Source organism: Coprococcus sp. AM11-30B, assembly GCF_027674365.1.
Lineage (GTDB): Bacteria > Bacillota > Clostridia > Lachnospirales > Lachnospiraceae > Allocoprococcus > Allocoprococcus comes.
In genome coordinates, this window is record NZ_JAQDVB010000021.1 from 16,193 (window position 1) to 38,720 (window position 22,528).

Annotated in this window: 31 protein-coding genes; 27 read left to right on the plus strand and 4 right to left on the minus strand. The window is 45.0% G+C overall.

Annotated elements, in window-relative coordinates:
* Positions 1-165 precede the first annotated feature (165 nt).
* Entirely contained in the window at positions 166-1,023 is an 858-nt protein-coding gene (locus PGU50_RS13595; protein ID WP_117834722.1) for a patatin-like phospholipase family protein, read from the plus strand.
* A 12-nt stretch (positions 1,024-1,035) separates the two neighbouring features.
* A complete protein-coding gene (locus PGU50_RS13600; protein ID WP_117834723.1) occupies positions 1,036-1,440 on the plus strand; it encodes a secondary thiamine-phosphate synthase enzyme YjbQ in 405 nt (134 codons plus the stop codon).
* Position 1,441: 1 nt separating this feature from the next.
* Here the strand turns inward: PGU50_RS13600 and PGU50_RS13605 are convergent, their stop codons facing one another.
* Both PGU50_RS13605 and PGU50_RS13610 read right to left on the minus strand, forming a co-directional pair.
* The gene (locus PGU50_RS13605) at positions 1,442-2,176 is read right to left on the minus strand and encodes a tRNA pseudouridine synthase A (protein ID WP_182420283.1); all 735 of its coding nucleotides are present in this window, start codon (positions 2,174-2,176) and stop codon (positions 1,442-1,444) included.
* A gap of 63 nt (positions 2,177-2,239) precedes the next feature.
* On the minus strand, positions 2,240-2,542 hold the full coding sequence (locus PGU50_RS13610; protein ID WP_270247197.1) for a hypothetical protein: 303 nt from the start codon (positions 2,540-2,542) through the stop codon (positions 2,240-2,242).
* 265 nt (positions 2,543-2,807) lie between these two features.
* On the opposite strand from PGU50_RS13610, the gene PGU50_RS13615 reads away from it, so the two are divergent.
* Together PGU50_RS13615 and PGU50_RS13620 are read left to right on the plus strand one after the other, a co-directional pair.
* Positions 2,808-3,044 carry a hypothetical protein gene (locus PGU50_RS13615; RefSeq protein WP_044998655.1) on the plus strand — a complete coding sequence of 79 codons (237 nt, stop codon included), beginning with the start codon at positions 2,808-2,810 and terminating at the stop codon, positions 3,042-3,044.
* 37 nt (positions 3,045-3,081) lie between these two features.
* Positions 3,082-3,213 (plus strand): hypothetical protein, encoded by a 132-nt coding sequence (locus PGU50_RS13620; protein WP_022220625.1) that lies wholly within the window; start codon positions 3,082-3,084, stop codon positions 3,211-3,213.
* 66 nt (positions 3,214-3,279) lie between these two features.
* On the opposite strand, the gene PGU50_RS13625 is transcribed toward PGU50_RS13620, so the two are convergent.
* Positions 3,280-3,546: a chorion class high-cysteine HCB protein 13 gene (locus tag PGU50_RS13625; protein WP_117834725.1), complete on the minus strand. Its 267-nt coding sequence runs from the start codon at positions 3,544-3,546 to the stop codon at positions 3,280-3,282.
* A gap of 135 nt (positions 3,547-3,681) precedes the next feature.
* Between PGU50_RS13625 and PGU50_RS13630 the strand changes: the two genes are divergently transcribed.
* The 18 genes from PGU50_RS13630 (at position 3,682) to PGU50_RS13715 (ending at position 15,801) form a co-directional block, all read left to right on the plus strand.
* Positions 3,682-4,626 carry a S8 family peptidase gene (locus tag PGU50_RS13630; protein WP_270247198.1) on the plus strand — a complete coding sequence of 315 codons (945 nt, stop codon included), beginning with the start codon at positions 3,682-3,684 and terminating at the stop codon, positions 4,624-4,626.
* Positions 4,626-4,970 carry a YlxM family DNA-binding protein gene (gene ylxM, locus PGU50_RS13635; protein ID WP_008370603.1) on the plus strand — a complete coding sequence of 115 codons (345 nt, stop codon included), beginning with the start codon at positions 4,626-4,628 and terminating at the stop codon, positions 4,968-4,970. The genes PGU50_RS13630 and ylxM overlap by 1 nt, the downstream gene beginning before the upstream one ends.
* Before the next feature lies 1 nt (position 4,971).
* A complete protein-coding gene (ffh, locus tag PGU50_RS13640) occupies positions 4,972-6,336 on the plus strand; it encodes a signal recognition particle protein (RefSeq protein WP_008370602.1) in 1,365 nt (454 codons plus the stop codon).
* A 79-nt stretch (positions 6,337-6,415) separates the two neighbouring features.
* Positions 6,416-6,661, plus strand: coding sequence for a 30S ribosomal protein S16 (gene rpsP, locus PGU50_RS13645; RefSeq protein WP_022220623.1), 246 nt, complete (start codon positions 6,416-6,418; stop codon positions 6,659-6,661).
* Positions 6,662-6,684: 23 nt separating this feature from the next.
* Positions 6,685-6,915: a KH domain-containing protein gene (locus PGU50_RS13650; protein WP_008370600.1), complete on the plus strand. Its 231-nt coding sequence runs from the start codon at positions 6,685-6,687 to the stop codon at positions 6,913-6,915.
* A 179-nt stretch (positions 6,916-7,094) separates the two neighbouring features.
* On the plus strand, positions 7,095-7,607 hold the full coding sequence (gene rimM / locus PGU50_RS13655) for a ribosome maturation factor RimM (protein WP_270247199.1): 513 nt from the start codon (positions 7,095-7,097) through the stop codon (positions 7,605-7,607).
* 24 nt (positions 7,608-7,631) lie between these two features.
* A complete protein-coding gene (gene trmD, locus PGU50_RS13660; RefSeq protein ID WP_270247200.1) occupies positions 7,632-8,402 on the plus strand; it encodes a tRNA (guanosine(37)-N1)-methyltransferase TrmD in 771 nt (256 codons plus the stop codon).
* A gap of 98 nt (positions 8,403-8,500) precedes the next feature.
* On the plus strand, positions 8,501-8,848 hold the full coding sequence (rplS, locus tag PGU50_RS13665; RefSeq protein WP_008370594.1) for a 50S ribosomal protein L19: 348 nt from the start codon (positions 8,501-8,503) through the stop codon (positions 8,846-8,848).
* Between the two features lie 68 nt (positions 8,849-8,916).
* Positions 8,917-9,510, plus strand: coding sequence for a signal peptidase I (lepB, locus tag PGU50_RS13670; protein WP_008370592.1), 594 nt, complete (start codon positions 8,917-8,919; stop codon positions 9,508-9,510).
* Positions 9,511-9,524: 14 nt separating this feature from the next.
* Complete coding sequence (ylqF, locus tag PGU50_RS13675) at positions 9,525-10,382, plus strand: ribosome biogenesis GTPase YlqF (RefSeq protein ID WP_008370590.1); 858 nt, start codon at positions 9,525-9,527, stop codon at positions 10,380-10,382.
* Positions 10,375-10,950, plus strand: a complete 576-nt coding sequence (gene lepB, locus PGU50_RS13680; protein WP_117558649.1) for a signal peptidase I — start codon at positions 10,375-10,377, stop codon at positions 10,948-10,950. The genes ylqF and lepB (PGU50_RS13680) overlap by 8 nt, the downstream gene beginning before the upstream one ends.
* Positions 10,943-11,704, plus strand: a complete 762-nt coding sequence (locus PGU50_RS13685) for a ribonuclease HII (protein WP_270247201.1) — start codon at positions 10,943-10,945, stop codon at positions 11,702-11,704. Before lepB (PGU50_RS13680) ends, PGU50_RS13685 begins: the two co-directional genes overlap by 8 nt.
* Before the next feature lie 41 nt (positions 11,705-11,745).
* Positions 11,746-12,123: a YraN family protein gene (locus PGU50_RS13690; RefSeq protein WP_022220621.1), complete on the plus strand. Its 378-nt coding sequence runs from the start codon at positions 11,746-11,748 to the stop codon at positions 12,121-12,123.
* A 61-nt stretch (positions 12,124-12,184) separates the two neighbouring features.
* Complete coding sequence (gene pgeF / locus PGU50_RS13695; protein WP_270247202.1) at positions 12,185-13,042, plus strand: peptidoglycan editing factor PgeF; 858 nt, start codon at positions 12,185-12,187, stop codon at positions 13,040-13,042.
* A gap of 3 nt (positions 13,043-13,045) precedes the next feature.
* Positions 13,046-13,945 carry a mechanosensitive ion channel family protein gene (locus tag PGU50_RS13700; protein ID WP_270247203.1) on the plus strand — a complete coding sequence of 300 codons (900 nt, stop codon included), beginning with the start codon at positions 13,046-13,048 and terminating at the stop codon, positions 13,943-13,945.
* A gap of 122 nt (positions 13,946-14,067) precedes the next feature.
* The gene (gene rsmD / locus PGU50_RS13705; RefSeq protein WP_082421123.1) at positions 14,068-14,676 is read left to right on the plus strand and encodes a 16S rRNA (guanine(966)-N(2))-methyltransferase RsmD; all 609 of its coding nucleotides are present in this window, start codon (positions 14,068-14,070) and stop codon (positions 14,674-14,676) included.
* A 4-nt stretch (positions 14,677-14,680) separates the two neighbouring features.
* Positions 14,681-15,160, plus strand: coding sequence for a pantetheine-phosphate adenylyltransferase (gene coaD / locus PGU50_RS13710; RefSeq protein ID WP_195502716.1), 480 nt, complete (start codon positions 14,681-14,683; stop codon positions 15,158-15,160).
* Between the two features lie 29 nt (positions 15,161-15,189).
* Positions 15,190-15,801: a hypothetical protein gene (locus tag PGU50_RS13715; RefSeq protein WP_008370579.1), complete on the plus strand. Its 612-nt coding sequence runs from the start codon at positions 15,190-15,192 to the stop codon at positions 15,799-15,801.
* Positions 15,802-15,806: 5 nt separating this feature from the next.
* Here PGU50_RS13715 and PGU50_RS13720 read toward each other — a convergent pair whose 3' ends face one another.
* Positions 15,807-16,745 carry a nucleoside recognition domain-containing protein gene (locus PGU50_RS13720; RefSeq protein ID WP_270247204.1) on the minus strand — a complete coding sequence of 313 codons (939 nt, stop codon included), beginning with the start codon at positions 16,743-16,745 and terminating at the stop codon, positions 15,807-15,809.
* Positions 16,746-16,864: 119 nt separating this feature from the next.
* Here PGU50_RS13720 and PGU50_RS13725 point away from each other — a divergent pair, with 119 nt between their 5' ends.
* From PGU50_RS13725 to PGU50_RS13745, 5 genes are read left to right on the plus strand one after another with little or no spacing between them, the layout of a single operon-like run.
* Positions 16,865-17,683, plus strand: a complete 819-nt coding sequence (locus PGU50_RS13725; protein WP_270247205.1) for a M23 family metallopeptidase — start codon at positions 16,865-16,867, stop codon at positions 17,681-17,683.
* A 38-nt stretch (positions 17,684-17,721) separates the two neighbouring features.
* A complete protein-coding gene (locus PGU50_RS13730; protein ID WP_270247215.1) occupies positions 17,722-19,107 on the plus strand; it encodes an RsmF rRNA methyltransferase first C-terminal domain-containing protein in 1,386 nt (461 codons plus the stop codon).
* Positions 19,104-19,808 carry a pseudouridine synthase gene (locus PGU50_RS13735; protein ID WP_270247206.1) on the plus strand — a complete coding sequence of 235 codons (705 nt, stop codon included), beginning with the start codon at positions 19,104-19,106 and terminating at the stop codon, positions 19,806-19,808. Before PGU50_RS13730 ends, PGU50_RS13735 begins: the two co-directional genes overlap by 4 nt.
* Positions 19,802-20,470, plus strand: a complete 669-nt coding sequence (locus PGU50_RS13740) for an HAD family hydrolase (protein WP_055157179.1) — start codon at positions 19,802-19,804, stop codon at positions 20,468-20,470. The genes PGU50_RS13735 and PGU50_RS13740 overlap by 7 nt, the downstream gene beginning before the upstream one ends.
* On the plus strand, positions 20,470-22,521 hold the full coding sequence (locus PGU50_RS13745) for a YgiQ family radical SAM protein (RefSeq protein ID WP_270247207.1): 2,052 nt from the start codon (positions 20,470-20,472) through the stop codon (positions 22,519-22,521). Before PGU50_RS13740 ends, PGU50_RS13745 begins: the two co-directional genes overlap by 1 nt.
* Positions 22,522-22,528: the final 7 nt, after the last annotated feature.

The following is a 22,528-nucleotide window of genomic DNA, read 5'->3' on the forward strand; positions in this document are numbered from 1 at the left end:
TATTCAAATAGAATTATCGTTTCAATTTTTGCATTACGTTCATTATGGTAACATGACTGCACAATTTTCGCAAGAGAATAAGCATTAACATAAGGAAGAATTTGTGGTATACTTATAAATCATACACGAAATATACAGCATGGTAGGACGAAAGGAGCGAGTGTTTTGACAGAAGCAGGACTGGTGTTGGAAGGCGGTGCAACAAGAGGTGTATTTACTTCCGGCGCATTGGATTATTTGATGGAAAAAGATCTGTATTTTTCATACGTGGTCGGTGTATCGGCAGGTTCTTGTAACGCAGTCGATTATGTCTCAAAGCAGATTGGCAGGACGAGGGACTGTATGATCCACAGAGGAAAGGAATACAGCTATTATTACGGACTTAAAGATTTTGTAAAAGAAAGAAGTCTTCTGGATATGGATATGGTATTCAATAAATATCCGAATGAACTCTTTCCGTTTGATTTTGATACTTATTTTTCAAATGATATGACCTGTGAGATTGTGACAACCAATTGTCTTACGGGAAATGCCGAATATATGACCGAAGAGAGCGACAGAGACCGGCTGATGAAGATCTGCCGCGCCAGCAGCAGTATGCCCTTGGTATGTCCAATTGTAAATGTAGACGGGATTCCGTATCTGGATGGTGGACTTGCCGATTCCATTCCGGTAAAGCATGTGCAGGAAAAGGGACTGAAAAAAATAGTTCTCATTTTGACGAGACCGGAAGGCTACCGCAAAAAACCAACTTCCAAAGCGGTCGGCAAGTTATACCGGAAGATGTACAGCAAATATCCGGCACTTGTCCGCACCTGTATCCGAAGACCGGTGATGTATAACCGGACAGAAGAATACATAGAAAAGCTGGAAAAAGAAGGAAATATCTTCGTCCTTCGCCCGGAAATGAAGCCGGTATCCAGACTGGAAAAAGATTATGATAAGCTGATGACTTTCTACGATCATGGCTATGAAATGATGAAAAGAGAGCTTCCGAGACTCGAAGCTTATCTGGAAAAGTAAGGAGGTGTGCATATGCATCTGTACGAACATCAGATTGCGACAAACGCATCGCAGCAAATGACAAAGGTAACAGAAATGGTAAGGGAAGACATCGAAAGAAGCGGTGTAAGAGAAGGGATTGCTGTGATCTTCTCACCACATACGACAGCCGGATTTACGATCAATGAGAATGCAGATCCGGATGTGGTGCATGATATGTTGTGTAGCTTTGAAAAAGTATTTCCGGCAGAACAGTTCTTCTATCAGCATGCAGAGGGAAATTCGCATGCACATATGAAGACGACGGTGGTCGGACCGTCACAGACGCTGATCATCCATGATGGAGAGATCGTCTTTGGCATCTGGCAAGATCTGTATTTCTGCGAGTTTGACGGACCAAGAAACCGTACCTTTTATGTGAAGATCATCGAAGGATAGATTAACGGAGTTGTACATCCGTCAGGGTGAATGCATGCGAAGGACAGGCAGGAGCTGCTGATTCTACACCAGTGAGAGTCAGCGTAGTTCCGTCTGTCTTTTTTTCTTTTCCAGCTGTGAGAATGGTACCGGCAAGAAGCTGCGGCATATGCCGGAGAAAACTATTTGCAGTCAGCTGAATCTGTATCAGTTGGTCTTCGCGGTTAATTTTGATCGTTTCTACAGTGCGCACTGTACTTTTTCTGGTACGTCCGTTTGAAAATGCGGCAAAGTCATGCGTACCGATAAGAAGTTGCGCTGCCTGCTGCATGGATTTCAGGTCAAGAGACCCGGTTACAACATAGGTGTACGGACGGGAAAATAATGCTGCGGCAGGATCTGTGGCGATCCGGCAGGTATAGGTACAGCTTTTTACCGCGAGAGAAGCCACAAAACGTTCATCTGCGATTTCCAGCGAGGTGACTGCAATATCCGCCGGAAGCGCTGCGTTTAATTTCATTTTTAACAGTTCTGTATTGTCTGAAAAAGATTCTTTTTCTAATTGAAAACTTACAATCTGGTGTGCTGCGTGAACACCCGGTTCCGTCTTTACGGCAGCAAAAAGCTGTGTGGACTGTCCGGTTACATCCCTGATCGCCAGAGTAAGCTTTGATTCGATACTGGCGCTTTTTTTCTTTGTGGAAAAGCCCGGATAGCGGGTTCCGTCGTATTCTATGGTAAGTTTGATCGTTGTCATAAGCTCCTCCTGAAGTGCATTTCTGCCGTTCATTATAGCATTGATTGTCGGGCAAGGCAATTTTTATTGCCTTCCGGACCTTGGTGGTTGTTTCCCTGCCTGTATTGTCCGGATCATCTGCACCATCTGGTCGATCTGTGCCTGCTCCTGTTTGCTTTTCCCTTCTTTGATCACTGATAGGATCAGCGAAATCTCATCAGGGGTAAACTGGATTCCCCGTTTATTCGCGCCGGTGATCAGCGACATCATCACCGGGACCAGTGCTTTCCCGTTTTTGCCGCCGGCTTTCAACGCTGCTGTCCGGATCAGCTCCTGTTTCAGCGGATCCAGATTCGCAAGATCCGGATGCTCCATCCATTCGTTCATTTTCATCCATCCTTTCTGTCTGAAATCCACTCATCATATCCGTCATATCCTGTGCTGCCTGAAATTCATTCATCATATCTGCCATATTTGCAGGATCTCCAAAGTCCATCTCTTTCATCATTTCCATCATTTGCCATATTCCGGAAAAGGAATCGAACATTTCTCTTTTTTCAGGAGAAAGATAGGGTACAACTGCTTCAAACATGCTGCCCGGATCTTTCTCCTGCTTTCGTAGCCGCCCTCTGCGATTATGATAATAAGGAGGTTGGAAACAGTAAAAGGCATTCATAAGTTCCGTAAGTTTCACATAAATGCCAGCTATACGCTGAACGTGATCGGGCAGATAGGGAAGAATGATTTTGACAAGCTGCAGAAAATCATTCGTGAGAGACTCGTCAAATGGCGTCATGACAAGGGGCGGTTTCTTTTCCATATGTCCTCCACGGTTCAGCGTTATAAATATATATGTAAAGAAGACGGAAAATATGAGATCCACATATAATAAAGCAAAGGAAGAACTAATGGAAGGATTTTGTTAAATGAGCAGCCGGATTATTATTGATGGGAATGCGATCTATGAAGTGGATGAAGAATGTTTGCGAAAGAAAAAGGAAAAGGAGCAGGAAGAGGAACACGAAAAGCAACAGGAGAAGCGCAAAAACAAAACATAAAGAAGGCGGGGATATAATTTGCCCCGCCTCTGGTCTGTCTGAACGAATAAGATCTGAGTTTCGTAACTAGCAGCCGCATCCGCCGTTGCCACAGCCGTTTCCACATCCGCATCCGTTACCGAATCCGTTACCGAATCCACCACAGCAGCAGAGAAGAAGGATGATCCACAGGCAGCTGTCATTTCCACATCCACATCCGTCGCCATTGCGTCCCCATCCGCCACAGCAGCAGAGGAGAAGAATGATCCATACGCAGGAAGACATTCCGCAGCCACATCCACAGTTATCCATAGAATTTCCACATCCGCAGTTTGTTGCACTTAATTCACTCATATTTGATAGCCTCCAGTAAGGTTTCTTTACACTTCATCATATGTAAGGAGGCATGTCAGTGTTTCAAAAAAGTTCCGAAGAAATTGGCATCTGATTTCAGAAAGAATATTCTAATAGAAAAAGGATATTTTAAATATGAAAGATTTGAAACGGAAAATCCACTACTGGTGTTCGGATACAATGCAAAACAAAATCACTGGAAAGGGCGTCGTTTGTGCCGTTCTGGATACAGGGATCACACAGCACCCGGATCTTGCCGGCCGCATCGTGGGATGGAAGGACTGTGTACAGGGGAAGAAAACCATATATGATGACAACGGACACGGAACCCATGTGGCAGGAATTCTTGCCGGAAATGGAAAAAGCGGAAGAGACCTGTACAGCGGAATGGCACCGGAGGCGCAGATCTTTGCTGTCAAGGTGCTGAATCAGAGAGGTGGTGGAAAAATCCGGGATGTGATAAACGGAATCCGGTACGTGTTGTTAAAACAAAAGGAAATGAAGATCCGGATCGTCAATATTTCGATTGGAACTCTTCCTCATAAGAAGGATCCGGAAGATGAATTGTTGCTGTTCTGGGTAGAACGGCTCTGGGATGCCGGTCTGGTAGTCGTGACGGCGGCAGGAAACAAAGGGCCAAAGGAAGGGAGCGTAACGATACCTGGAAACAGCCGGAAGGTGATCACAGTTGGGGCGGATGAAGAACTGGGAAAGAAGTATTCCGGCTGTGGGCCGACCGGAGATTGTATTAAAAAACCAGATCTTGCCGTGCCGGGGAACCGGATCTATTCCTGCAATTACCTGTATCCGGTGCGGAGTCCTTATGCCTATATTCCGAAAACCGGGACTTCTATGGCAACTCCGGTAGTGTCCGGGGCAGCGGCTCTGGTTTTGCAGAAATACCCGGATATGTGTAATCTGGAACTTAAATACAGACTGTGGAATTCCTGTGAAAAGGGCAGGTATTATGACCAGAGACAGGGACATGGGAACCTGCATGTAGAAAAACTTCTTGAATGTCAAGAAAAAATACTTGACACCAATGAAAATCTGTTATATGATAGCACAGGTGATAAGTGATGGACGAGATTTTAAAGCAGACATTATTATATGATTTTTATGGTGAGCTTTTAACAAAACATCAGAAAGAGATTTATGAACAGGCAGTTCTTGAAGATTATTCGCTCAGCGAGATTGCAAGAGATGCGGGGATCAGCAGACAGGGTGTTCATGATATGATCCGGCGCTGTAACAAGAGTCTGGAGGATTATGAAGCGAAGCTGCATTTGGTGGAGAAGTTCATGTCTGTGAAAAAAAAAGTCCATGAGATCGATCTGCTTCTTGAGAATTATGAAGAACAGGACGAAAAAGAACTGATAAAGAAAGTGAAAAAGCTTTCAGGAGAGATCATAGAGGAGTTATAACATGGCATTTGACAGTTTGACAGAAAAACTTCAGAACGTATTCAAGAATTTAAGAAGCAAGGGACGACTTACAGAAGATGATGTAAAAGCGGCTCTGCGTGAAGTTAAGATGGCTCTTCTGGAGGCAGATGTTAACTTCAAAGTTGTCAAAAATTTTGTAAAAAGTGTGCAGGAGCGTGCAGTCGGACAGGATGTGATGAGCGGACTGAATCCGGGACAGATGGTGATCAAGATCGTGAATGACGAGCTGGTGAATCTGATGGGCTCTGAGACAACGGAGATTAAATTCCAGCCGGGAAGCCAGAAGACGGTCATTATGATGATGGGTCTTCAGGGAGCAGGTAAGACAACGACCACAGCAAAGCTTGCAGGAAAGTTCAAGTTGAAAGGTAAGAAGCCTCTTCTGGTAGCATGTGATGTCTACAGACCTGCAGCTATTAAACAGTTGCAGATCAACGGAGAGAAGCAGGGTGTGGAAGTGTTCTCCATGGGAGATAACCAGAAGCCGGCGAATATCGCTAAAGCAGCACTGGAGCATGCTGAAAAGAATGGCAACAACGTGATTATTCTGGATACTGCAGGACGTCTTCATATTGATGAAGAGATGATGGAAGAACTGCAGGAGATTAAGAACACGGTCGAGGTTCATCAGAGTATTCTCGTTGTCGATGCAATGACCGGTCAGGACGCCGTGAATGTTGCAGAGAACTTTAATGAGAAGATTGGTATAGATGGAGTAATCGTCACAAAGCTTGACGGCGATACCAGAGGTGGTGCGGCACTTTCAATCAAGGCAGTCACCGGATGCCCGATCCTTTATGTGGGTATGGGTGAGAAATTATCAGATCTGGAGCAGTTTTATCCGGATCGTATGGCTTCCAGAATCCTTGGTATGGGGGATGTACTCAGCCTGATCGAGAAAGCCGGCGAAGAGATCGACGAAGAACAGGCACGTAAGATGACAGAAAAACTCAAAAAGTCGCAGTTTGATTTTGAGGACTATCTGGAAAGTATGAAACAGATGCGCAAGATGGGCGGTCTTGGAAGTATCATGAATATGCTTCCCGGACTTGGCGGCATGGGTGGTCTTGGTAAAGGCAAGATGCCCGATATTGATGCGGATGATGCGGAACAGAAGATGGCAAGAGTCGAAGCAATCATTTATTCCATGACGATCAAGGAACGTCAGAATCCGGACATCATCACTCCGCAGAGAAAGCGAAGAATCGCAGCAGGAGCCGGAGTTGACATTTCGGAAGTTAATAAGATGATGAAGCAGTTCGAGCAGATGCGCAAGATGATGAAGTCTTTCCCGGGAATGATGGGCGGGAAAGGTAAAAAAGGCAAGTTCAAGATGCCTTTCTAAAGGAGATATATTCCGCAGACCATGCGTGATATATAGATAAACTATTATAAATACAAATTGTTTTATGGAGGAAAGTAAAATGGCAGTAAAAATCAGATTAAGAAGAATGGGACAGAAGAAAGCTCCTTTCTATAGAATCGTTGTTTCTGATTCTAGATCACCAAGAGACGGAAAATTCATCGAAGAAATCGGAACATACGATCCAACTCAGGATCCTAGCGTATTCAAAGTAGATGAAGAAGCAGCTAAGAAATGGTTAAACAACGGTGCTCAGCCTACAGAAGTAGTTGGAAAAATCTTTAAGGCAGCAGGTATTGAAAAATAGGTTGCTTCGCGGAGGTGCGAGTGATGAAAAATTTAGTAGAAGTAATTACGAAAGCACTTGTGGACAATCCTGAAGGCGTCGTGGTTACGGAAAAACAGGAAGGCAAGACTACCGTGATCGAAGTACATGTCGCAGATAATGATATGGGAAAGGTGATCGGTAAGCAAGGCCGAATTGCGAAAGCAATCCGTTCCGTTGTAAAGGCAGCCGCGGCCAAAGAAGACAAAAAAGTCGTGGTTGAAATTATGCAATAGCATAAAAATAAAACGCAGGTAAATTTATTTTTATCTGCGTTTTTTATCATACCTTAGTATGCAAGTGAAGCTGCCAATGACAGATTCACTGTATCTGAGGATGGAGAAAAAGTCGCTTTAAAAGACTAAAACAGACTTTTTCGGTGTAAAGTTTATCTTATGCTAAGAAAGGACAAAGTATGCAACAAAATGATTACCTGCAAGTTGGCGTGATCACATCTACCCACGGAATCAAAGGTGAAGTCAAAGTATTTCCGACAACGGATGATCCAAACCGCTTCCGTGCTCTGAAAGATGTGGTTCTTGATACAGGAAAAGAACAGATTCCCCTTGAAATTGAAGGTGTAAAATTTTTTAAGCAGTATGTGATTCTGAAGTTCAAAGGGATCGATAACATAAATGATATTGATAAATACAGAAAGATGCCGCTTCTTGTATCTCGTGAGAATGCCGTGGAACTGGAAGAGGATGAGTATTACATCGCAGATATCATCGGCATGGATGTCTACACTGAGGACGGTGAAAAATTCGGTGTCCTGGAAGATATTATGGAAACCGGTGCGAATGATGTCTATGTGGTATCGACAGAGGCGCACACAGAGGTGCTTCTTCCGGCAATCCATGACTGTATTCTGGATGTAGATACTGAGAATAGGAAAATGACTGTTCATCTGATGGACGGACTGATTTAAGCGACAGAATAGTAGGAGAACAATATGAGATTTGATATCATGACGCTTTTTCCGGAGATGGTGATGAACGGTCTGGAAACCAGTATTATCGGAAGAGCCGTGAAGAATAAAATTCTTGAGATTGAAGCCTGGAATATCCGGGACTACGCATTTAACAAGCACAGCAGTGTGGATGATTATCCGTATGGCGGCGGCGCAGGAATGCTGATGCAGGCAGAGCCGGTTTACCAGACCTATCTTGCCATTCAGGAAAAAGCAGCCCTCCCGGAAGGAAAGAGACCACGTGTGATTTATCTTTCCCCGCAGGGGAGGCCGTTTAACCAGAAGATGGCAGAAGATTTTGCGAAAGAAGACGAACTGGTGCTTTTGTGCGGACATTACGAAGGAATCGATGAACGTGTGCTGGAGGAGATCGTAACGGATTATGTGTCAGCCGGCGATTATGTACTGACAGGCGGTGAACTTCCGGCAATGATGATCGTGGATGCGGTATCCCGCCTGATCCCGGGTGTTCTGCATAATGATGTATCTGCCGAATTTGAGAGTTTTCAGGACAATCTCCTGGAATATCCGCAGTATTCCAGACCGGAGATCTGGCACGACAGGCAGGTTCCACCAATCCTTTTATCCGGTCATCATGCCAATGTCGAGAAATGGCGCAGAGAGCAGTCAGTGATCCGTACTGCAAAATGGCGTCCGGACCTTCTGGAAGACGCAGAGCTTACCATGAAAGAAAGAGAACTTGCAGAAGAGATTATAGAAAATCGAGAAAAAGACTTGAAAAATGAAGAATAATGTGTTAATATATAGCACGTTGTGATGAAAACAGAGATGGTCCTCTGATACGATAGAAAAGCGTATTAAGAACGTCAAAATATGAAGGAGGTTCACACATGAACGAAATTATTAAGAACATTGAAGCAGCTCAGTTAAAAGAAAATGCTCCGGAATTCCACGTAGGAGATACTGTAAAAGTTTATGGTAAGATCAAAGAAGGAAACCGTGAGAGAATTCAGGTATTCGAAGGTACTGTATTAAAGAGACAGGGCGGCGGAGCAAGAGAAACATTTACAGTAAGAAAGAGCTCTAACGGAATCGGCGTTGAGAAGACATGGCCGCTTCACTCACCAAACGTTGAAAAAGTAGAAGTTGTTCGTAAAGGTAAAGTAAGACGTGCAAAACTGAACTACTTAAGAGATCGTGTAGGTAAGAGAGCAAAAGTTAAAGAATTAGTAAAATAGTAAATGCTTAAAGAGGGACAAATACGACAGGTACTTGTCCCTTTTGCTAATATAGGATATGATAACAGATGAGACATAGAAAAAGAAAAGAACTCAGATTTGACAGAAAGCATAGAAAACATATCAATTTGAAATGGATTCCCGAAGTATTTGGATGGGTATTCCAAATTGTGCTCGTCTGCCTGTGCGCATTTGTGTTTGTGTGGTATTTCGGGCATCAGATCAGTAATATCGGAGAGTCCATGAACCCGGTGATTCGGAATGGGGATGTGGTTTTGGTAAACCGGATCGTATATGATGCCAGTACACCGAAGCGCGGAGACATTATCGTGTTCAAACCAAAGGGGAATGAGAACCTTCATTCCTATATTAAAAGGATTATCGGACTTCCGGGCGAAAGTGTTGAGATCAGGGATGGAGAGATTTATATCAACAACAGAAAGCTGAATGAAAAGTATGAGACTACTGCAATTGCAGATACAGGTATTGCCAGTGAGAAGATCGTTCTCGGAGGAGATGAGTATTTTGTCCTTGGCGACAACCGGGAGAGCAGTGAAGACAGCCGAATGGCTGATATTGGAAATGTAAAGCGTTCCGAGATTGAAGGGAAAGTATGGTTTATCCTTTCCCCGAAAGACCGTTTCGGACTGCTTGGTAAATAGAAGGAGGAAACTGGATGAATTTTCAATGGTATCCGGGGCATATGACAAAGGCCAAAAGGATGATGCAGGAGAATATCAAACTGATCGATCTTGTGATCGAACTGGTTGATGCAAGAGTTCCGATGAGCAGCCGGAATCCGGACATCGATGAACTTGGAAAGAATAAAGCAAGACTGATCCTGCTCAATAAGGCAGATCTTGCAGATGAGAAGCAGACAGAAGAGTGGATCGGCTATTTCCGCGGAAAAGGATATTCGGCAGTTAAGGTTAATTCCCGTAAAGGCGGTGGGATTAAGTCTATTCAGGGGGTAATCCAGGAAGCATGTAAAGAAAAGACAGAGCGTGACCGTAAGAGAGGGATTCTGAACCGTCCGGTCCGTGCGATGGTAGTCGGAATCCCGAATGTCGGAAAGTCTACTTTTATCAATGCACTTGCCGGAAAAGCCTGTGCAAAGACCGGTAACAAACCGGGTGTGACCAAAGGAAAGCAATGGATCCGTCTAAACAAGAACGTAGAGCTTCTCGATACACCGGGAATTCTCTGGCCGAAGTTTGAGGACCAGCAGGTGGGACTGCGCCTTGCATTTATCGGGTCGATCAAGGATGAGATCATGAATCTGGAAGAGCTTGCGGCGGAGCTGATCAGCTTTATGCAGGATGCTTATCCGGGTGTTCTTGCTGAGAAATATACGATCAACGAAAAGCAGAACAGCTACAGTGTATTGGAAGCAATTGCTGAGAGCCGCCATTGTCTGGTGCGTGGAAATGAATTAGATACCGCAAAAGCAGCTGGTATGCTGCTGGATGATTTCCGAAATGGAAGACTCGGAAGGATCACACTTGAATTTGTAAAGGAGTATACAAATGAGTAAGGGAGACAACAAGGAAGAAGCTCCGGAGCAGGAGCAGAGTATATGGAGATCACTGGGAGGAACTCTTCTGTATCTTCTGGTCATTGTTCTGCTGACATGGGTGATCGTCACCTTTGTCGGACAGCGCACAAAAGTAGACGGTCATTCAATGGAGCCGACACTTTCAGACGGAGATAACCTGATCGTGGATAAGCTCAGCTACCGCTTCCGCGATCCGGAAAGATATGATATTATTGTATTCCCTTACCAGCATGCAGAGAATACCTATTATATCAAACGTATCATTGGACTGCCCGGTGAGACTGTGCAGGTGATCGATGGATATATGTATATTAATGGCAAAAAGCTGGATGAACATTATGGTGCAGAGGTGATGGAAGATCCGGGAATTGCAGCAGAGCCGATTAAACTGGGAGATGATGAATATTTTGTCTTGGGAGATAACCGGAATCACAGCTCGGACAGTCGTGTGGCAAGTGTGGGTGTACTTACCCGTGATATGCTAATCGGGCGTGCCTGGGTAAGAATTTATCCGTTCAACAAAATCGGAGTGATAAAGCATGAGTAAAGAAAGTATCAAAGAGATCGACAGCCGTTTAAAAATGGCAGAGGATGCCGAAAAGGAGCAGCTGATGAAGGTCTATGCGCCGGATGACAGAGCCGGAGTGCAAAAGCTTCTGGAAAAGTACAGAAAGCAGAAGGAAAAGCTGCTTGCCGAAAAAGAGCGCCTTGCGAAAATGCGTCAGTACGAAGAAAAATATGCTGACCATGCGTTTATCTGTGGAATTGACGAGGTGGGAAGGGGACCACTTGCGGGTCCGGTGGTTGCAGGAGCCGTGATCCTGCCCAAAGAGTGCGAGATCCTTTATATAAATGATTCCAAGAAGCTTTCCGCAGCAAAAAGAGATGAGCTTTATGATGAGATCATGGACAAAGCAGTTGCGGTAGGTCTCGGGATGGCTTCCCCTGCAAGGATTGACGAGATCAATATTCTGCAGGCAACTTACGAAGCCATGCGCCAGGCGATAGGCAATTTGAAAGTCAAGCCGGATCTGCTTTTAAATGATGCAGTTACCATTCCGGAGGTTGTGATTCCACAGGTTCCAATCATCAAGGGAGATGCGAAAAGCGTATCCATCGCTGCAGCAAGTATTGTGGCAAAGGTAACAAGAGATCGTCTGATGGAAGAGTATGATAAGGTACTTCCGGGATATGGATTCGCGTCCAACAAAGGTTATGGATCAGCAGAACATATCAAAGCGCTTCAGACGCTTGGACCGACACTGATCCACAGAAGAAGTTTTATCGGACACTTCGTATAAAAATCCGTCAGAACAGGTAGAAGATCAGATCCAAAAGGCGATTGGAGAATGAAAAAAACCGGCGAAGGACCGGTACAAAATATGAAAAAATAGCAGGTGAATTTCTGGAAAAGCAAGGATATCGGATACTGGAGTATAATTTCCGCTGCCGTTATGCGGAGATTGACATTGTTGCAAAAGACGGAGAATATCTGGTCTTTTGTGAGGTGAAATTTCGCAAAACAGGAGGGCTTTCGGCTGCTCTGGAGGCGGTATCTGTGCCCAAACAGATGCGCCTGTCCGGAGCAGCCGTTTATTATCTGATGAAGAACGGCTGCACAGAGATACCATGCCGCTTCGATGTAATAGGAATCGCGGGGAATAAGATTTCTTTGCGGAAAAATGCATTTGAGTACTGCGGAGATTTTGGAATTGTATGAGTTATGATACCGGGGAAAGGCAGATGGCTACCTGCAGATATCACAATACGGGAGAATACAGATGAAAATAGGATTAAAATATAAAAACGAGGAGCATATCTTTGACGAATGCATAAGTGCTGGCGTACCATTTCTCAAATATCCGATCCTTGAAAAGGAAGGGCTTGTAGAACATGGAATTTCGACCAGACTTGGAGGAGTGAGTGAAGGTTTCCTGGGAAGCATGAACCTTAGTTATACCAGAGGGGATGATCCCGCGTATGTGGACGAGAATTACAGAAGAATGGCAGCTGCAATCGGCGTGAAGCCGGAGCATATGGTCTGCACACATCAGACCCATACGACGAACGTACGGATCGTGACAAGAGAAGATGCCGGCAAAGGTGTTACAAGAGAAAAAGATTACACAGATGTAGATGGACTGATCACAAATGTACCGGGGATCTGTCTGGTAACATTTTACGCGGACTGTGTACCGCTTCTGTTTCTGGATCCGGTGAAAAAGGTGGTAGCATCCAGCCATTCCGGCTGGAGAGGCACCGTGAACCGGATGGGACAGGTGACGGTTGAAAAGATGCAGAAAGAATTCAATTGTGATCCAAAGAATATCCTTGCCTGTGTGGGACCGTCCATCTGTCAGGAATGCTATGAAGTCAGTGAAGATGTGATCGATATGTTCCGCGCAAATTTCAGAGAGTCTGAATATGACCGTCTGTTCTATGCCAAGGAGAATGGAAAGTTCCAGCTGGATCTCTGGAAGGCAAATGAACTGGTTCTCACAGATGCAGGGATCAGACCGGAACATATGGCGGTTACTAATGTGTGTACCTGTTGCAACCCGGAGCTTTTATTTTCCCATCGCGCATCCAAAGGAAAGAGGGGGAATCTTGCAGCATTTATTGCACTGAAGGAGGGATAAAACATGCTTTTGACACAGACAGCCGCAGGAAGTGAGGTAGAGGAGACCGTGCAGGATACGGTGGATACAATCACCGGATTTAACAAATTCATTCAGGAGAAAGGTCCGGACCTGATTGCGTTTGGAATCCGGATTCTGATGGCGCTGCTCATATTCATCATCTGCCATAAGGTGATCAACTGGATCCGCAAGATTACGCGGGCATCCATGGAACGCGCCAATTCGGATACCGGTGCAAGACAGTTTGTGGATTCTCTGTTGAAATACGGACTTCATATTCTGCTGTTTCTGGCAATTATCAATTCGCTCGGTGTAGAATCTGCATCGATTGCAGCAACGGTTGCATCGGCAGGCGTGGCAGTTGGTCTTGCCCTGCAGGGAAGTCTTTCCAACCTTGCCGGTGGGATGCTGATTTTATTTTTGAAGCCTTTTGTTGTCGGGGATTATATTATAGAAGACAGCCATGGCAATGAAGGAACGGTCAAAGAGATCCAGATCTTCTACACTAAGCTTGCCACCATTGACAACAAGACGATCATTGTGCCGAATGGAACACTTGCCAACACAAGCCTTACCAATGTGACGGACAAAGATTACCGTCAGCTGGATCTGAAGGTGGATATTACATATGAAGCGGATCTGCGCCTTGCCAAGAAACTGTTGCAGGGACTTGTAAAAAATGATCCGTCCGTCATCCAGAGTATGGAACATAATGTCTTTGTAAATGAGCTTGGGAGCAGTTCAGTGGTGCTTGGTGTCCGTGCCTGGGTAAAAAGTGAAGAGTATTGGCCGACAAGATGGCGGATGCTGGAAAATATCAAGTTGACACTGGATGAAAATCATATTGATATTCCATATCAGCAGATCACTGTCCATCAGGCACATATGGAGTCGGAAAAGTAGAGCTTTGTATCTGAAAAAAGACAGATATAAAAAATGTATCTGGTAAAATACAAGCGGGGAAATTGACAAAATAATCACAAATAAGTATAATATGTTGTCAGGGTTAAAAGACAAAACACCCTATGTTTTGGAATGATGGAGTAGTTTCTGACATCATAAATCAGGAGAACGATAAGATGAGAGTCATAGCAGGGAAAGCCAGAAGAATACCACTTGTGACGGTAAAAGGAATGGAGACACGTCCGACAACCGACAGAACCAAAGAAACCTTATTCAATATGATCGCACACGGACTCTGCGACTGTACATTTCTGGATCTTTTTTCCGGAAGCGGGGCAATCGGGATTGAGGCGATCAGCCGAGGTGTAAAAAAGGCGGTTTTTGTGGAAAACAATCCGAATGCAATCCAGTGCATTATGGAGAATCTGAAAAAGACACAGCTTGAAGACCAGGCGGAAGTAATCCGGGAGGATGTATTTTCGGCACTTCGCAGGCTGGATGGAAGAGAAAAATTCGATTATGTGTTTATGGATCCACCGTACAACCATATGCTGGAAAAAGAGGTGCTTACTTATCTTGCAAAATCAGACTTGCTGGAAAAGGATGCACTGATCATCGTGGAAGCATCTTTGGCGACTGATTTTTCTTATTTGGAGGAACTTGGTTTTTTAATGATCAAACAAAAGAAATACAAGACTAATATGCATGTATTTATATCTGTGGAGGAGTAGACTCATGATAAGAGCGATTTATCCGGGAAGCTTTGACCCGGTAACTTTCGGACATCTGGATATTATTACCCGGAGCAGTAAAATTGTAGACGAACTTATAATCGGAGTATTGATGAATAAAGCAAAAACCCCGTTGTTTTCTGTAGAAGAACGTGTTAAAATGTTAAAGGAAGTGACAAAAGATCTCGATAATGTGAAAGTAGTGCCTTTCGACGGGCTGCTTGTAGAATTTGCAAGACAGCAAAAGGCACGTCTTGTGATTCGCGGACTGCGTGCGATCACAGATTTTGAATATGAGATCCAGATGTCACAGACGAATCATAAGCTTGAACCGGAAGTAGAAACCATGTTCCTTACAACCAATCTCAAGTATTCTTACCTTAGCTCTACAATCGTAAGAGAAGTCGCAGCTTTCGGAGGGGATATTTCCCAGTTCGTGCCGGAGACTGTCGCCAAAAGTATAAAAGAAAAGATGTCACAGTAGGTCTGTGACAAGAAGGAGAGTGCAAAATTATGAGCAGCCGTATTGAGCAGATTATTGAAGAAATTGAAGAGTACATTGACAGCTGTAAGTTTCAGCCATTATCAACTACAAAGATTATCGTGAATAAAGACCAGATCGATGAACTTCTCCGTGAACTTCGTATGAAGACACCTGATGAGATCAAGCGTTATCAGAAGATCATTGCGAACAAGGATGCGATCCTTGCGGATGCACAACAGAAAGCAGAAAGCATGATTGAAGAAGCACATGCACAGACAAGTGAACTGGTAAGCGAGCATGAGATCATGCAGCAGGCATACGCACAGGCAAACGAGATCGTTATGGCAGCAACAGACCAGGCACAGCAGATTCTGGATAATGCGACTAATGATGCCAACGATATTCGTATCGGGGCAGTGCAGTATACAGATGATCTTCTTGCCAATGCTGAAAGCATCATCGGTCATACACTGAACAGTTACACAAGCAAGTATGACAGTCTGGTAACATCCCTTCAGGAATGTTATGATGTTGTCCGTAACAACCGTGCAGAACTGGAAGTTCCGGATAAGTCCTCACGCGGACTGGAAGCAGAATTCGGCGGAGAAGCCGGACAGACGGACCAGGGACAGAGAGAATAAGTTCTTTATCCGAACAATTTCATATAGCAAAAAGCGAACAGGCTGGTTACCATTGCGGTAATCAGCTTTTCTGCTATATAGCGAGGAAAAGACCAGTTCTGGGATCGGATCATGCATTTTGTCTGGAAAAGCGCGCAGACTCCTCCAAAAGAACAGTGCGCCATAACGAGAAGAAACCGCAGTTCAGAAGTAAGGTCCAGCTGACAGAGCATGCGGATTCCCCCGGTCAGTTCCACTCCGGGAAGAAGCAACAATTTCCAGAAGAAATTCTGAAAGGAAAGTTTTTCCATAAAAGAAATGAGCACTGAGAAAACGATCATATATCCGCCGATTTTCGTTATGGAATCACATGCTGACAGAATACTTTTGTCAAGAGCCTCGGAAAAAGGAAGAAATTGTCTGGGATCAGCCTGTTCTCCTACGACCGCAAAAGGATTCCGCGGCAGATACCATCTGCGGAACAAAAAAGAGCAGCACAGTGCGGCAAGGATAGGAAAAAGCAGACAGATCTGCGCCATTTCAGGCTGCTTGAGGCTCTGTACTGCCACATACCCGGTCAGAAACGCAGGACTGACATTGTTACAGAAGGAAAGCAGGTATTCTCCTTCAGCAGAAGAAATTTCCCCTTTATCAGTCAGGTCAGAGCAGGATTTTGCCCCTACTGGAAAGCCACAGAGAAATCCACAGACCACCGAAAAAGAAGCATTTTCAGAAATGCCAAGAAAAGGCTTCAGAATCGGAGAAAGGGTATGGTTGATCAGGGAAATGCTCTCTGTGCGGATCATAAGACCGGTTATAAGAAGAAAAGGAAAGAGCACCGGAAGCACCTGCCTATACCAGAGCAGCAGTCCGTTTGCGGCACCTGTGGCAACAGTTTCCGGGGAAAAAAGCATCAGAAGGAAAAGTCCGATCAGAAAAAACACAGACAGTTTTTTTGTTTTCATCGTGTATACCTGTCGTATTCTTTTGCAATAGTTTATGAAAAAACGCAGACAGATATACCGGGGCACATGTGCATAGAAGAGATTCAGTGTGAATAGAATAAAAGAAAAATGGAGAAATCTTGAAAAAAAGACTGGAACGCAGATCGCTTCTGCTCCTTTTTTTATTGCTGATTTTTTGCGTGGCAGCAAGCATACAGATCGACGAGAAAGCTAAAAAAAACCGATTGAACCTAAAAACAGGAAGCACAGAAGAATTCAGAAAGCTTGGGATGGAGGAGGCGTTTTTCCAGGTTCTTGCGAAGACAGATCATGAAAAAAGAGGAAGACTTTATGCCATTTATTTTCTGGAAAACAGCCTGTTTCCACAGGATGACGAAAAAGAGCTGTTTGAAAAATGGTCGGAAAAAGAAGAGTGGAAATCTTTTGAAAAGATCTGTACAGCTCTTTGGAATGATATCCGCTATTTTCCTGTTCCGGAATCACCGAAACATCCACAGTATCAGGTATCTTTTGTGGACAGCTGGATGGGAGAGCGCACCTACGGAGGAAAAAGGGGACATGAAGGCTGTGATCTGATGGCATCGAAAGATATCCCCGGTCTCTATCCGATTGTGAGTATGACAGATGGGGTAGTATCGGCAAGAGGCTGGCTGGAAAAGGGAGGATACAGGATCGGGATTACCGCACCGTCCGGTGCATATTTCTATTATGCACATCTGGACTCTTATGGAAGTTATCAGGAGGGGGACGAGGTGAAGGCAGGGGATATCATTGGATTTATGGGAAATACCGGATATGGTCCGGAGGGGACGAAAGGGATGTTTGCCACGCATCTGCATCTGGGGATTTATCTGTATCCGGACGGCAAAGAAACCAGCTACAATCCCTATTGGATTTTAAGACTTGCCGGGGAGAAAAAACTTTCCTGTTCTTTCTAACTATGCTATACTTAAATGATATGGAGGACGAAAGAATGATAAATTTACCAAATGAATTTGAAGAGAAGATGAAGGCACTCCTCGGAGATGAATTTGAGGATTATATAAAATGTTATGACGAGCCGAGATATTACGGACTTCGTGTGAATACGGAGAAGATTTCTGTGGAGGATTTTGTGAAGATCTGTCCGTTTGAGATCACACCGATCCCGTGGATCGACAACGGTTTTTACTATGACGGAGAGAAGATATCTCCTGCGAAGCATCCGTATTATTTTGCAGGACTTTATTACCTGCAGGAGCCGAGTGCAATGACACCGGCGAACCGTCTTCCGGTAGAATCGGGGGACCGGGTACTGGATGTCTGTGCCGCACCCGGTGGAAAGGCAACCGAGCTTGGAGCGAAGCTTCAGAACGAAGGTGTTCTGGTCGCAAATGATATCAGCAGCTCCAGAGCAAGAGGACTCTTAAAGAATCTGGAAGTTTTCGGGATCGGCAATATGCTGGTCATGAGTGAAGAACCTGGACGACTGGAACGCTATTTCAGCGGTTATTTTGACAAGATCCTGATCGATGCGCCGTGTTCCGGGGAAGGGATGTTCCGTAAGGATAAGAAGATGGTACGCGCCTGGGAAGAACATGGACCGGAATTTTTCTCGAAGCTGCAGAGAAGCATTATCACCCAGGCGGCAAGAATGTTAAAGCCGGGTGGCATGATGCTGTATTCAACCTGTACGTTTGATCCACTGGAGAATGAGGGGACGATCGAATATCTGCTCGGTGAATATCCGGAATTCGAGATTCAGGAAATCGCAGGATATGAAGGATTTGCACCGGGCAGGCCGGAAGTAACCAAGTCAAAGGGTCCGGATTTTGCTAAGACTGTCCGTATTTTTCCACATCATATGAAAGGGGAGGGACATTACCTCGCACTGCTGAAAAAGAGTGAGGATGCAATCTGCCCGTCTTCCCCGGTCGCAGAACAGAAAGTGAAGAAGATCCCGGCAGAGCTGGAGGAATTCTTCCGTGATGTAAAGTGGGATCTGAAGCCGTGGAGACTGGATATCCATGGAGAGCGCGTGTACTATATGCCGGAGAATCTTCCGGAACTGAAAGGCGCAAGATTTTTAAGAAGCGGACTGCTCCTTGGCGAACTGAAGAAAAAGCGTTTTGAACCGAGCCAGGCACTGGCGATGAACCTGAAAATGGAAGAGTACGCGCATACTTTGAACTTGTCTTCTGATGATAACCGACTGATGCGTTATCTGAAAGGTGAGACAATCGATGTGGAGGATCTGATTCCGGCTAAGGCAAAAGGCTGGCATCTGGTCTGTACAGACGGTTTCCCACTTGGATGGGGAAAAGTCACGAACGGAACTTTGAAGAACAAATATCTGCCTGGATGGAGGAATCAGTCTGCATGATGCGCATAGACAAATATCTTGCCGAGATGGGGCAGGGAACCAGAAGTGAAATCAAAAAACTGATCCGCAGCGGACGTGTTATGGTTGATGGAGAGACGGTGAAAAAACCGGAACTTAAAATCGATGAGACCACACAGAAAGTAAGTCTTGAAGGAAAACAGATTGGATACACTAAAAAAGAGTATTATATGCTCTATAAACCGGCAGGTGTTATTTCCGCAACAAAAGATGACCGGGACAAGACAGTTCTGGATCTGATCACAGATAAAAAAAGAAATGATCTGTTCCCGGTAGGACGTCTGGATAAGGACACGGAAGGACTTCTTCTGATCACCAATGACGGAGAACTGGCACACCGCCTGCTTTCCCCCAAAAAGCATGTGGATAAGGTGTATTATGCGAAAGTACAGGGAAAGGTAGATGAATCTGATGTGAAAGCATTTGCAGATGGAGTGGATATCGGAGACGATACGCCGGCTAAAAGCGCAGATCTTCGAATCCTGAAAAGTGGGGAGGAGTCGGAAATCGAGCTTACGATCACTGAAGGACGTTTCCATCAGGTGAAGCGGATGTTTCATGCAGTCGGCAAAGAGGTAATCTATCTGAAGCGGCTTTCTATGGGAAGCCTTGCTCTGGATAAGACACTTACAAAGGGAGAATACCGGTCACTGACCGAAGAGGAGATAAAAAAATTATGTTAGAGCATACTAAAGCTGTCATTTTTGATCTGGATGGGACTCTGGTAGATTCCATGTGGGTGTGGACAGCGATAGATGAAGATTATATCAGAAAATATCATCTGAATCCGCCGGAAGATTTTCATGAGGCAATGGAAGGGATGAGCTATACCGAGACAGCGCAGTACTTTTTGAAGATTTTTCCGGAGCTTCCGCATACTGTGGAGGAGATCAAAAAAGAATGGTATGATATGTCTGTGGATAAATATACAAAAGAGGTCACACTAAAGCCAGGGGTAAAGGAATTTCTGGAGATGCTGAAAGAGAAAGGGATCCGGACAGGAATCGCAACCAGCAATGACCGGAAACTGGTGGAAGAATTTTTAAAGGCAAGACAGATCACCCATCTTTTCGATACGATCTGTACAAGCTGCGAAGTGAATAAAGGGAAACCGGCACCGGATGTTTATCTGAAGGCAGCTGGGCAGCTGGGTGCAGAGCCTTCTGCCTGCCTGGTATTTGAAGATGTTCCGATGGGAATCCTCGCCGGGAAAAATGCAGGAATGCGTGTGTGCGCGGTGGACGACTGGTTTTCACGCCCACAGGATGCGAAAAAGCGGGAACTTGCCGACTATTTTATTCACAGCTATGAAGACATTACCAATCAGACATACGAGGTATTATAATGAATCATGGATTTTTACCGATCAGCAGGAAAGAGATGGAAGAACGGGGGTGGAATCAGGTAGACTTTGTCTATGTAAGCGGAGATGCCTATGTAGACCACCCGTCTTTTGGACATGCGATCATCACCCGCCTTTTAGAGGCACATGGCTTCCGCGTGGGGATCATTGCACAGCCTGACTGGAAGGATAAAGAAAGTATTACAGAATTTGGAGAGCCGCGGCTTGGATTTATGGTGTCGGCGGGAAATATGGATTCCATGGTCAACCATTATTCTGTATCAAAGAAAAGACGGCAGCAGGATTCTTATACACCGGGCGGAGTGATGGGAAAGAGACCGGATTATGCAGCAGTTGTGTACGGCAATCTGATCCGTCAGACATATAAGAAGACACCAATCATTCTGGGTGGTATCGAGGCGAGTCTTAGAAGACTTGCACATTATGATTACTGGTCCAACCAGCTTAAGCGTTCCATTCTTCTGGATTCGGGTGCAGACCTGGTTTCTTATGGAATGGGCGAACGCTCGATCATTGAGATTGCAGAGGCACTGGATGCCGGACTGGATATCAAGGACATTACTTATATCGATGGAACGGTCTGTAAGGTCAAGAATCTGGACAGTGTGTATGATGCAGAGATTCTGGAACCGTATGAAGAGATGAAAAAAGATAAGCTTCTGTACGCCAAAAGCTTTTACAGACAGTACTGCAACACAGATCCATTTTCCGGAAAGCGGCTGGTTGAGCCCTATTCGGATCATCTGTATGTGGTACAGAACCCTCCGGCAAAACCGCTGACCCGGCAGGAGATGGATGATGTCTACGCACTTCCTTACATGCGGACCTACCATCCATCTTATGAGACGGCAGGTGGAGTTCCGGCAATCCGGGAGATCAAATTCAGTCTGATCAGCAACAGGGGATGTTTTGGAGGCTGCAGTTTTTGTGCACTGACATTCCATCAGGGAAGGATCATTCAGACACGAAGTAAGGAATCACTGATCGCTGAAGCAAAGACATTTCCGGAGGATCCGGAATTCAAAGGATATATTCATGATGTAGGCGGACCGACCGCGAACTTCCGTGCGCCGGCATGTAAGAAACAGTTAAAATACGGGGCATGTACGAACAAACAGTGTCTTTTTCCAAAGCCGTGTAAAAATCTGATCGCAGATCATAAAGAATACTTAAGCATTCTCAGGGATCTCAGAAAGATACCGGGAGTTAAAAAAGTATTTATTCGTTCCGGTATCCGGTTTGACTATCTGCTGGCAGATCCGGATGACACGTTTTTCAAAGAACTGTGTCAGTATCATGTCAGCGGTCAGCTGAAAGTTGCACCGGAGCATGTAGCAGACCCGGTTCTTCAGATGATGGGCAAGCCGGAAAATGCGGTTTATGAACGTTTTACCCACAAATACGAAGAGATCAATAAAAGGCTAGGACTTAAACAGTACCTGGTTCCGTATCTGATGTCGTCCCATCCGGGTTCTACTATGAAAGAAGCGGTAAAGCTTGCCGAATACCTGCGGGATCTCGGTTATATGCCGGAGCAGGTACAGGATTTCTACCCGACACCGTCTACGATTTCCACTTGTATGTATTATACCGGTGTAGATCCGCGGACGATGAAGCCGGTGTATGTGCCGAAGAATCCGCATGAAAAAGCGATGCAGAGAGCACTGATCCAGTACCGGAACCCGAAGAATTATGATCTGGTCATGGAGGCACTGCGAATTGCGGACCGTATGGATCTGGTAGGATTCGATGAAAAATGTCTGATTCGTCCGAGAAAACTGCATTCGGAAAAAATGCAGGAGAAGAATGGATACAGCGGAAGAAACCATGGCGGAACTCATGGCGGCACGGACCGAAAGAGCAAAAACCCGAATGGAAATAACAAAAATCCAGGAAAGCCAAACGGAAATTATAAAAATTCAAATGCAGGGCATAAGAATACAAAGCCTGCATTTACAGGAAACGACAGAGGTGAGTCCTCGTCAAGACCGCAGAAAAAGAAATCCATCCGTAATGTACACAAACGGAAGTAGTCACAGG

What these genes read in the sequence shown, in the direction of transcription:
- PGU50_RS13600 (WP_117834723.1), top strand. Translation starts at nt 1,036, where the DNA reads ATGCATCTGTACGAACATCAGATTGCGACAAACGCATCGCAGCAAATG.
- PGU50_RS13605 (WP_182420283.1), bottom strand. Translation starts at nt 2,176, where the DNA reads ATGACAACGATCAAACTTACCATAGAATACGACGGAACCCGCTATCCG.
- PGU50_RS13610 (WP_270247197.1), bottom strand. Translation starts at nt 2,542, where the DNA reads ATGAACGAATGGATGGAGCATCCGGATCTTGCGAATCTGGATCCGCTG.
- PGU50_RS13620 (WP_022220625.1), top strand. Translation starts at nt 3,082, where the DNA reads ATGAGCAGCCGGATTATTATTGATGGGAATGCGATCTATGAAGTGGAT.
- PGU50_RS13625 (WP_117834725.1), bottom strand. Translation starts at nt 3,546, where the DNA reads ATGAGTGAATTAAGTGCAACAAACTGCGGATGTGGAAATTCTATGGAT.
- PGU50_RS13630 (WP_270247198.1), top strand. Translation starts at nt 3,682, where the DNA reads ATGAAAGATTTGAAACGGAAAATCCACTACTGGTGTTCGGATACAATG.
- ylxM (WP_008370603.1), top strand. Translation starts at nt 4,626, where the DNA reads ATGGACGAGATTTTAAAGCAGACATTATTATATGATTTTTATGGTGAG.
- ffh (WP_008370602.1), top strand. Translation starts at nt 4,972, where the DNA reads ATGGCATTTGACAGTTTGACAGAAAAACTTCAGAACGTATTCAAGAAT.
- rpsP (WP_022220623.1), top strand. Translation starts at nt 6,416, where the DNA reads ATGGCAGTAAAAATCAGATTAAGAAGAATGGGACAGAAGAAAGCTCCT.
- PGU50_RS13650 (WP_008370600.1), top strand. Translation starts at nt 6,685, where the DNA reads ATGAAAAATTTAGTAGAAGTAATTACGAAAGCACTTGTGGACAATCCT.
- rimM (WP_270247199.1), top strand. Translation starts at nt 7,095, where the DNA reads ATGCAACAAAATGATTACCTGCAAGTTGGCGTGATCACATCTACCCAC.
- trmD (WP_270247200.1), top strand. Translation starts at nt 7,632, where the DNA reads ATGAGATTTGATATCATGACGCTTTTTCCGGAGATGGTGATGAACGGT.
- rplS (WP_008370594.1), top strand. Translation starts at nt 8,501, where the DNA reads ATGAACGAAATTATTAAGAACATTGAAGCAGCTCAGTTAAAAGAAAAT.
- lepB (WP_008370592.1), top strand. Translation starts at nt 8,917, where the DNA reads ATGAGACATAGAAAAAGAAAAGAACTCAGATTTGACAGAAAGCATAGA.
- ylqF (WP_008370590.1), top strand. Translation starts at nt 9,525, where the DNA reads ATGAATTTTCAATGGTATCCGGGGCATATGACAAAGGCCAAAAGGATG.
- lepB (WP_117558649.1), top strand. Translation starts at nt 10,375, where the DNA reads ATGAGTAAGGGAGACAACAAGGAAGAAGCTCCGGAGCAGGAGCAGAGT.
- PGU50_RS13685 (WP_270247201.1), top strand. Translation starts at nt 10,943, where the DNA reads ATGAGTAAAGAAAGTATCAAAGAGATCGACAGCCGTTTAAAAATGGCA.
- pgeF (WP_270247202.1), top strand. Translation starts at nt 12,185, where the DNA reads ATGAAAATAGGATTAAAATATAAAAACGAGGAGCATATCTTTGACGAA.
- PGU50_RS13700 (WP_270247203.1), top strand. Translation starts at nt 13,046, where the DNA reads ATGCTTTTGACACAGACAGCCGCAGGAAGTGAGGTAGAGGAGACCGTG.
- rsmD (WP_082421123.1), top strand. Translation starts at nt 14,068, where the DNA reads ATGTTTTGGAATGATGGAGTAGTTTCTGACATCATAAATCAGGAGAAC.
- coaD (WP_195502716.1), top strand. Translation starts at nt 14,681, where the DNA reads ATGATAAGAGCGATTTATCCGGGAAGCTTTGACCCGGTAACTTTCGGA.
- PGU50_RS13715 (WP_008370579.1), top strand. Translation starts at nt 15,190, where the DNA reads ATGAGCAGCCGTATTGAGCAGATTATTGAAGAAATTGAAGAGTACATT.
- PGU50_RS13720 (WP_270247204.1), bottom strand. Translation starts at nt 16,745, where the DNA reads ATGAAAACAAAAAAACTGTCTGTGTTTTTTCTGATCGGACTTTTCCTT.
- PGU50_RS13735 (WP_270247206.1), top strand. Translation starts at nt 19,104, where the DNA reads ATGATGCGCATAGACAAATATCTTGCCGAGATGGGGCAGGGAACCAGA.
- PGU50_RS13740 (WP_055157179.1), top strand. Translation starts at nt 19,802, where the DNA reads ATGTTAGAGCATACTAAAGCTGTCATTTTTGATCTGGATGGGACTCTG.
- PGU50_RS13745 (WP_270247207.1), top strand. Translation starts at nt 20,470, where the DNA reads ATGAATCATGGATTTTTACCGATCAGCAGGAAAGAGATGGAAGAACGG.